This window comes from Siphonobacter sp., from assembly GCF_048595215.1.
GTDB lineage: Bacteria > Bacteroidota > Bacteroidia > Cytophagales > Spirosomataceae > Siphonobacter.
Genome location: NZ_JBMDWJ010000207.1, coordinates 1 through 8,467 on the forward strand (window position 1 = coordinate 1; position 8,467 = coordinate 8,467).

General features: G+C 48.5%; 7 protein-coding genes and 1 pseudogene. 4 read left to right on the forward strand and 4 right to left on the reverse strand.

Features of this window, described 5'->3' with window-relative positions; translation table 11 throughout:
• A partial coding sequence (locus ACOJTG_RS12865) for a hypothetical protein (RefSeq protein ID WP_420154190.1) occupies positions 1-355 on the forward strand: 355 nt, incomplete at its 5' end.
• Here ACOJTG_RS12865 and ACOJTG_RS12870 read toward each other — a convergent pair.
• The 4 genes from ACOJTG_RS12870 to ACOJTG_RS12885 all read right to left on the reverse strand — a co-directional run bounded on the left by ACOJTG_RS12870 (position 343) and on the right by ACOJTG_RS12885 (position 3,478).
• The gene (locus ACOJTG_RS12870; RefSeq protein WP_420154191.1) at positions 343-483 is read right to left on the reverse strand and encodes a hypothetical protein; all 141 of its coding nucleotides are present in this window, start codon (positions 481-483) and stop codon (positions 343-345) included. The genes ACOJTG_RS12865 and ACOJTG_RS12870 overlap by 13 nt on opposite strands.
• 287 nt (positions 484-770) lie before the next feature.
• Complete coding sequence (locus ACOJTG_RS12875) at positions 771-1,595, reverse strand: PE-PGRS family protein (RefSeq protein ID WP_420154192.1); 825 nt, start codon at positions 1,593-1,595, stop codon at positions 771-773.
• Between the two features lie 213 nt (positions 1,596-1,808).
• Positions 1,809-2,165, reverse strand: coding sequence for a hypothetical protein (locus ACOJTG_RS12880; RefSeq protein WP_233207725.1), 357 nt, complete (start codon positions 2,163-2,165; stop codon positions 1,809-1,811).
• 206 nt (positions 2,166-2,371) lie between these two features.
• Positions 2,372-3,478 (reverse strand): o-succinylbenzoate synthase, encoded by a 1,107-nt coding sequence (locus ACOJTG_RS12885; protein WP_420154193.1) that lies wholly within the window; start codon positions 3,476-3,478, stop codon positions 2,372-2,374.
• 133 nt (positions 3,479-3,611) lie between these two features.
• Here ACOJTG_RS12885 and lpxK point away from each other — a divergent pair, with 133 nt between their 5' ends.
• The 3 genes and pseudogenes from lpxK to ACOJTG_RS12900 form a co-directional block, all read left to right on the forward strand.
• On the forward strand, positions 3,612-4,658 hold the full coding sequence (gene lpxK / locus ACOJTG_RS12890) for a tetraacyldisaccharide 4'-kinase (RefSeq protein ID WP_420154194.1): 1,047 nt from the start codon (positions 3,612-3,614) through the stop codon (positions 4,656-4,658).
• A 39-nt stretch (positions 4,659-4,697) separates the two neighbouring features.
• Positions 4,698-6,749, forward strand: a complete 2,052-nt coding sequence (locus ACOJTG_RS12895; RefSeq protein WP_420154195.1) for a putative porin — start codon at positions 4,698-4,700, stop codon at positions 6,747-6,749.
• A 148-nt stretch (positions 6,750-6,897) separates the two neighbouring features.
• Positions 6,898-8,467 (forward strand): annotated as a pseudogene (locus ACOJTG_RS12900) (PD-(D/E)XK nuclease family protein); the annotation flags it as partial.

The window sequence follows — 8,467 nt, forward strand, 5'->3', positions numbered from 1 at the left end:
GCCCGAGTACACCCAGAAGAAGCGATCCGCACCGGACGCCACGGCTTACCTCAATCAGGTTGAAAAGGATTTAAGTACGAAGAATCCGTATGATTGGGCGAGTCAGATTCGGGCGATGCTTACGCAGGATGTCATGCCGGGAAAAACATTACAAGAGGCCGCGAAACAGGTGAAAGCGAAGCTATTGATTGTGGTGGCTACGCAGGATCACATGGTCAATCCGGCGGCAGCAAGCGAATTTTCAGGATACCTAAAAGCTCCATTGCTCGAACTCACGAGCAATTGTGGTCATCTAGCGACTTCCTGCGAATCAGAGAAAGTGACGAGTTTTGTACGGGCGTTTTATGGGTTGTGAGGAATTGGTGGCAGTTTTGAGTTTTGAGCGGTGGCCGCTGCGGTTTTCCATTTTCCATTTTCCGTTTTCCATTTTCCATTTTCCATTTTCCATTTTCCATTTTCCATTTTCCATTTTCCATTTTCCATTTTCCATTTTCCATTTTGGAAGGATAAACCCGGTAAAGATAGCGGGACGGGTTGTCCGTAGTATGTACTACGGACGCAAAAATGGGTAGGCTGTGCCTACCTAGCTGGACGTATTCTGCATGGCATGCGGGGTAATTAAGTTGAGCTCATTTAGAGGTAAATATCTATAAATAAGCATATTAGCTACGAAATTTGAAAATTTGCTTTCAGTAGTTCGAGCAGAAAATAGAAAGCAAAAGCGGTTCGGAGTTACTGACTCCGAACCGCTTTTGCTTTAAATATAAATTTTACTTTTTCCGGGCGAAATAGAAAAGCTGAGAGGGGAGGAGTTGAAACTTTTCTCCCAGCGTGAAATACCCTTTTCCGTTTTTCTCAAAGCAGACGGCTTCACCCTGTGGCTCGAAAACGTAGGGAAGCATAAGCTTGTAACTGGAATAAATGACGTCCTGAATGGGTTCATTGACATCATCCCGATTCCAGAGATACATCGTCGTATAATTTCGCAGAATAATTTGCTTGCCATCCGCTGAAAAATCCCCACTCGTGATCATGTACATGGGCAGATCACAAACGTACATGGCTGGCATGGGCGAATCGTACTTCTGTGGGTAGGCGAGCTTGTACAACTTCGATAGCCCCGGACTTTTCGTTATGACGTAAATGTCTTGTGTATGGGGCTCAATCAGGATGGCTTCTGTGTCCCGACTTCCTTCGGGATAATAGAAAACGATTCGGTCGTATTCCGTCACTTCTTCATTCACCGAAGTCGGTTCCTTAAACCGATAAATATAGTACTCGGGATACTGCTGCAGATTATCACCGGTATCGGCCAGGTAGATATAGTTGGTACTATCTTTCTTATTGAAAAACAGATCCATATCCTCCCAGTCACGATTGGGGAAGGGCAAATTTACCCGTCCTTTCAGTTGGCCCTGGTAGTTAATCAGCGAAAGACGGTTTGGATTGTTACCATCTTCCTGAACCCATAAGTGTCCGGGCATCGAACGGCTATCAGCCATACCCGACGCTTCATCTATGGTTCCAGCGGGAATACTATGGGACTGTTCGTATTCAAAAATAAAGGGCGGTGGCTCTGGTTGAGATCGTGTCAAGCCTGTTACCATCAACCCTAGTATTATGACACGTAAGGTACCCATTTTAATTGGCGGTACTTTTCTCATCACTACAAAATAACAGGGCTTAAGGATAGCAACAAAAAATGCGTGCTAATTCCCTGGTATATAACAATTAACTCCGTAAATAGTCTAAAAAGTATAGACTAGTACGGAGTTAATTTTAAAATACCTTTGGATAAAATATGAGTACTAGCTCGCTCGCCACACTTCCTGGCTGCCACCCATCGAGAGAATTTCGAGGCGTGGGGGCGAAGGAAGAAGTACCATTTTAGCGTCCAGATTCGGGAAGTCTTTGAGCGTTACCCAAACGCCATCACCGGGACCAATTTCGAATTCTTCAAGGCCCGTTTCTTCGTCGATGACTTTTTCGTATTGCGTACGGGGCAGGTACGCCGTAGGTAAAAGTACATCCGTATCCGGACAGAATGTGGCATGAACGCGTTCCAGAATCTGCTCGAATTCTTCGCCGTATTCATCTACGAAGTCGTCTTCCAGGGCTTCCAGCGTTTCCTCCGCTTCATCGTAATCGGGATGGTCGTATCCCATATGTTTTAAAGCGAAACGCTTGGATAAAAGCTCAAGTAACGTATCGTTTAGTTTCTGCGTGTTCATAACTAGTCGATCAAAATAGAGATAGCGTGTATTTTGACAAAAATAGGTCAATTCAGGTCATGTAATCAAGCCCAAAGCTCAGAGTTTCGCAGAATTACCTAATTCGGTCATCACGACCATACGCAGGAAATTTTTCTAGCCTAATTGGGATGCGTAATGAAGGACTGTTGTAGCAACTGTAAATCCCACGGTTGCTGACTGTTGTAGCTAAGCTGTCCCTGTGCTATGCTGAGTGGAGAGGGGACATTGTTGTAATACAGACCACCCGTGCCCAAGCCCTGCGGCAGTGGATTCTGAAATTCACCTGCGAACTGAGCAATGGCATTTAAGCCTATGTTCGATTCCAGAGCAGACGTAAGCCACCATTTAATCTTGAGTCGATTGGCAATCTCAATCCATTCTTTGCAGGCTGTAAAGCCACCCAGTAGGGTCGGTTTGAGAATGATAAACGGGGGTTGTATTTTCTTCAGTAACCGCATTTTATCCATGTAATCGTAAACGCCAATCAGCTCCTCGTCGAGAGCGATGGGAATGGGCGACTGTTCACACAGGGCCGCCATGGCTTCGGGTTGCCGGGCTTTAATGGGTTGTTCGATGGAATGAATGCTGAGTTCGGCCAGTCGATTGAGTTTTTCCTGAGCTTCTTCCGGAGTCCAGGCTCCGTTGGCATCAACGCGAAGCGTAATGGCTTCGGGGGAAAACCGCTTTCGAATGGAAGTCAGACATTCCATTTCCTGCTCAAAGTCAATGGCTCCAACTTTCATTTTCAGGGTACGAAAACCCGCTTCGAGCTTCTGGTCAATCTGCTGGAGCATCCAGTTTTTATCGCCCATCCAGATCAATCCGTTGATGGGAATTTCCCGTTCGCCTTCGGAAAAGCTATTTTTAAAAATCTGTCGTTTCCCTTCGTGTAACAAATCCCGGAGGGCCGTTTCCAGTCCCATGCGAATGGTCGGAAAGCGGGGATCAACGAGCTGATTGAGGATGAGATCCAGATTCCAGGAAAAAACTTCTAAATCGTAACGATTGAAAGCCTGACAGACTTTCTGCAGCGTCGCTTCAAAGTTTACGTAATCGGGACTCAGACCGGCCAGCGGACTGGCTTCACCCAGGCCAAAACAGTACGGATTTTCGTCATCAAAAACTTTGAGGTAATACGCTGTGTGCTGGGTAAGAGTACCCCTGGACGTGCCGGCTGCAAACCGGAAGTCAAGAATATGCTTGTGAACCAGCACTTTAAGAGACATACTAAAGGAGAATTGTTGGTTTAAAAGGGGGCAAAACTAAACAATTAGCCGCGTTTTGACGTTCTTTGCCGCAATATTTAATCCTGGAGTGTTCCGCAGGCCGGACCTCTGTTTGTCTGGTTTTACCCAACGCATGGGCCCTTTACTTACAATATTACGCCGACTTCTGTTGCCTTTTTCCTGGCTGTACGGATTTATTACTGACTGGAGAAATAGCCTGTATGATCGGGGTATGACTCCAGCCATGAGCTTTGAGCTACCCGTAATTAGTATTGGCAATCTGACGGTTGGCGGTACGGGTAAAACTCCGCATCTGGAATATTTGATCCGTTTGCTGAGTCCATCGTTCATGTTGGCTACGCTGAGCCGGGGATATGGTCGGCGTACCCGCGGGTTTCGTATCGCAATGGATCAGGATACGGCTGAAACCCTGGGTGATGAGCCGTTGCAAGTATACCAAAAATTTGGAAAAACCGTACGCGTTACGGTTGGAGAAAAAAGAGCGGAAGCCATTCCGAACATTCAATCAGCCTTTCCGGAAATTGGGGCTATTCTGCTCGATGATGCGTACCAGCACCGGGCCGTAGAACCCCGCGTTAATCTGTTGCTTACCGACTATAACCATCCCTTTTATACGGATCACCCTTTTCCAGCCGGAAACCTTCGGGAGCGGCGGCACGGAGCCGAGCGGGCAGATGCCATTATCGTAAGCAAATGCCCCCCCACACTTACGGATCAGGAGCAGCGACAGATTGAGCAAAAAATATTTCCATACGCGAAAACTCCGGTTTTCTTTTCCGGAATTCGTTACGCACAACCCGTGGCGGTGCATGCAAACACGCAGGCGATCGGAAAGGTGATTCTGGTCTCGGGACTGGCCCGTCCGGAATTGTTCGAAGCCTACGCTCAGCGGCAATTTACGGTTGGACAACATCTGGCTTTCGGTGATCATTACGCGTATACACCGAAAGACTGGCAACGGATCGAGCAGGCTTGGGGGCAGAGTGGTCGGGGCTGGGTCTTGACTACCGAAAAAGATGCCGTAAAACTGAAAACACTGGCACCGCCTGATTTTCCACTGTTTGTTGTACCGATTGAAGTCTATTTTCTGGAAAATAACCCCCTGAATTTTGACGAATGGCTGCTGGAACGATCCGGTCTGCACGTTAAAAAAGCTTAAGTCCCCCCGCAACTCATTTTTGCTTGTATTTTTGACGCCGTGAAGCTCTATCGATTTCTAGTCTCTTTTGGTTTTCTGGCCTGTTCGCTGCTGGCGAAGGCACAAACCGTACCCAATCCATTGCCGAATGCCCCGGGCGAAGTGGCTCCCAAACCGGCGGACGATCCCAACCGTCGCGGAAAAATTCTTGATGATTCGACCCAGCAGATTTACGGCCCGACTACTTCCCGGTATTTTCTGGAAGAAGATCTGTTCAACAACCGGAAAACGCTGTACGCCATTGATACCAATTACATCAACTTTCACCGGTTTGATTACCTGGAACATAAGGGCCGCTGGTATACCGATCTGGGTGTACTCAGCTCGGCTTTACGACCGTTGTACTTTACGGCTCCCCAGCAAATTGGAGCACAGTTGGGGTACGACGTCAACTCGCCCTACGCCATTACTCCGTACGATGTCAAGTACTACGATACCAAATCCCCGTTTACGCAGGCTTATTTTGTACAGGGTGGAAATGGTCAGAGTATCCTGCAATTTGACCTAAGTCGAAACGTGAATTCCCAGTGGAACATCGGCCTGCACGTCGAGCGGAATCTAAGTCGGCGGCAAATTAGTGTGGGTTCGGCTATCAGCAGGAGTGACCGCGATTTGGGGGGCTTCTGGAACTTTGTAATGCATAGCAATTACCGTACGAAAGATGAAAAGTACACCGTGCTGGGTCATTTTCGACTGTATGAACACTCCATTCGGGAACCCGGTGGTATTTATCCGGAAACGAATCCGGCACGGGCTAACTGGGATAGTGTGCTAGCGGATCCGGCGTCGGCTTTGCAATTCCTGACGGCATCTCGCAGCCGGGAGCGTAGAAATCAGTTTCACGTCTATCAGGAATACGTGCCCGTGAAGGGATTTCAGGTGTATCACGTCGGAGATTATATCAACCGGTTTAATCGCTACCGGGATCGAAATTATCAGAACTCCGTAGCAACGGGTTTTTACAATAACCTGCCCGAACGAACCACCATTGGTGATACCATTCAGGCCCAGGCCAACTACTGGCTGCTTGAAAATAAGATTGGGCTAAAAGGAGCCCTGAAAGGCTTCAATTATCGGGTACACCTCCGCCGCCGGGATTATGGGATCAATCAACGTTCACGTCTGACCATTCAGGGAGATTCAACGACGTTTTTTACCCGTACAGTCATCGTCAACGACAGCGTGAGAACGCTCACGGAACGCTTTACGGTTAGCAATCCTACGTATGGTGAACAGACCATTCGTCGCCGGAATGAAAACTTTCTGGGAGCTTGGCTGGCGTATTACTTCAAAGACAGTACCCGCATCGAAGCCGAAGGGGAGTACCTGATTGGGGCGGATTACCGCCTGCACGCCGATTATTACGGCAAATGGTTTAAGGCTACGTTTACGAGTACGCTCAATTCGCCTACCTTGATACAAGAGCGGTTTTTGAGTCCGCTAGTATCCTGGAGTAAGAATTTCGACAATGTCTTTACCAATCAAATCACGGCTTCTGCTCCGGTACGAATCAAGAACTTTTTTGTTGAACCCAGCCTGCAGTACAGCCTCACTAAAAATTACATCTATTACGATACGGAGTCGGTCGCTCAACAGGAAAACAGTGCCATCAGCATGTACCTCATTGGCGTGGACCTGGGCTGGCGAGCTGGAAAATTCAGTACTTCGCATCAGGCCTTTTTCACGACGACGTCCGGGCCGGATCTGATTCGGATGCCCAAAGTGCTGACGCGTTCCAAGTTTGCGTTTGACTTTGTGTATTCAAAAGTCATGTACGTACAGGTGGGGCTGGATGCTCATTACCGCATGGGCTATTACGCTGATTTTTACCAGCCACTGAGCAATCAGTTTTATCTCAACAACACGTATAAAGTACCGGGCTTTCTGGTGGTGGATGCCTTTGCGGACATTCGTATCAACCGCGTCCGCGTATTCGTGCAGTTTAAAAACGTAGCCGACGGTCTGCTTTCAAATGGCTACATGCCGACACCGTATTACCCGGGCATGAAACGGGGCTTTGGCTTTGGCGTGTGCTGGCCGTTGTTCGATTAAAGGTACGGTCCGTTGCAAGGATGGATGCCAGTCTGCCGGACTGGCATTCGTCGTTTATACGGTTCGAATTCCGTACCTTTACTACTAGTTTAAGCGGGAAGCATGCCTTCGTTGGATCTCCCGAAACAAGAATTTTCACTCGATCGTCATGTCTTTTCTTTCGGAAACGGCTCGGTATATTTTTGAACGCCATTCGCTGGAAACCATCGCCCGCGTGTGCGTGGTCGTACCCAGCCGCCGGGCCGTGTATTTTTTTAAGCAGGAACTGGCCAGCCTCTCGGATCGGCCTTTTCTGGCTCCAGAAGTAGTGGCCATGGACGATTTCATTCTGCAACGGGCGGAGGTCGAAGAAATCGATCCGGTATCTCTGCTGTTTGAACTTTACGACACTTTTAAAACCATTGATCCCTACCTGGATTTCGACCGTTTTACGAGCTGGGCTCCGGTGGTACTGCGGGATTTCGACCAGATTGACCTCTATGACAGTAACGCCAAAGCCGTATTTAGCTGGGTAGAAGCCGAAAAAGCCATCGAACGCTGGAAAATCGACACCACCATTGCTGAAGATTCCTTTACGGATAAATACTTTCGCCTGTTTGAAAATCTACTCGGGGTTTATGATCAGCTAAAAGCCCGTTTACTCGAAAAGAAACTGGCGTACCGGGGAATGGCGTATCGTAAAGTGGCGGAGGAGGTGGAAACGATTTTCCTGGATAAACCCGGCCACGCGTTCCATTATTTTCTGGGCTTTAACGCTCTTAGTCAGTCCGAAGAGCGGATTCTGCGGAAGTTGGTGAGCCTGAACAAGGCCGAGATGCTCTGGGACGCCGACGTTTTTTACCTGAGAAATCAGCACGAAGCGGGTCGTTTCGTCCGTAAGTACCTAACCGACGCCGAGCTCAGCCGGGGCGACTGGAACAAGCGTTTTCGAAATTATCGCGAGTTTCCGCAGGTACAGACGGTCCCCAGTGATCTGCTGACGCAACCTAAAAACTTTATCAGCATTGGCGTACCTAATGCCACCATGCAACCCAAAGTCGCCGCTCATCTGATGGCCCAATGGGAGCAACAGATGGAGAAAACGAAGGGCTATCAGCCGCCGCATACGGCTCTGGTACTGGGTGACGAAAACCTGCTGATGCCGGTCTTGTCTTCGATTCCCAATAGCTACGATGATTTCAACGTTACGATGGGGGTTTCCCTTCGAAATTCCCTGCTGTATTCCCTGGTGGAAAGCTGGTTTGAGTTACAGCGAAATGTGGTAGAATTTCGCCGGAAAGAAGGGCAGGGGATGGTTGCTATTCCGAAATTCAGCTACAAGCACATCACCAAGATTCTGCACCATCCCTTCATTCAGAAATACTGGATGGAAAACGAGGGAAGTTTTCGAACCCTGTTACGGACGCTGCGGGACGAAAACCGATTGTTTGCCGATGAGAAGGAGATTAAAGAACTGGGTGGAAACGAACCCCTGATCAATACCCTCTTTACCCGCTGGGACAACGACTCGAGTCGGGCGACCCGGCAGATGTATCGGCTTATCGATCTGCTACGGCCCCTGTACGTCGATAAAGATGCCATCGAAACCGAGTATCTCTACGAGTTTTATACCATTCTCAAGCGACTCGAACGCGTACTGGCTGAACGCCGTCAGCCCGTATCCATTAAGTCGTACCGACGGTTTTTGCTGGAGTTACTCCGACAAACAAAGATTCCCT

What these genes read in the sequence shown, in the direction of transcription:
- ACOJTG_RS12870 (WP_420154191.1), bottom strand. Translation starts at nt 483, where the DNA reads ATGGAAAATGGAAAATGGAAAATGGAAAATGGAAAATGGAAAATGGAA.
- ACOJTG_RS12880 (WP_233207725.1), bottom strand. Translation starts at nt 2,165, where the DNA reads ATGGGATACGACCATCCCGATTACGATGAAGCGGAGGAAACGCTGGAA.
- ACOJTG_RS12885 (WP_420154193.1), bottom strand. Translation starts at nt 3,478, where the DNA reads ATGTCTCTTAAAGTGCTGGTTCACAAGCATATTCTTGACTTCCGGTTT.
- lpxK (WP_420154194.1), top strand. Translation starts at nt 3,612, where the DNA reads ATGGGCCCTTTACTTACAATATTACGCCGACTTCTGTTGCCTTTTTCC.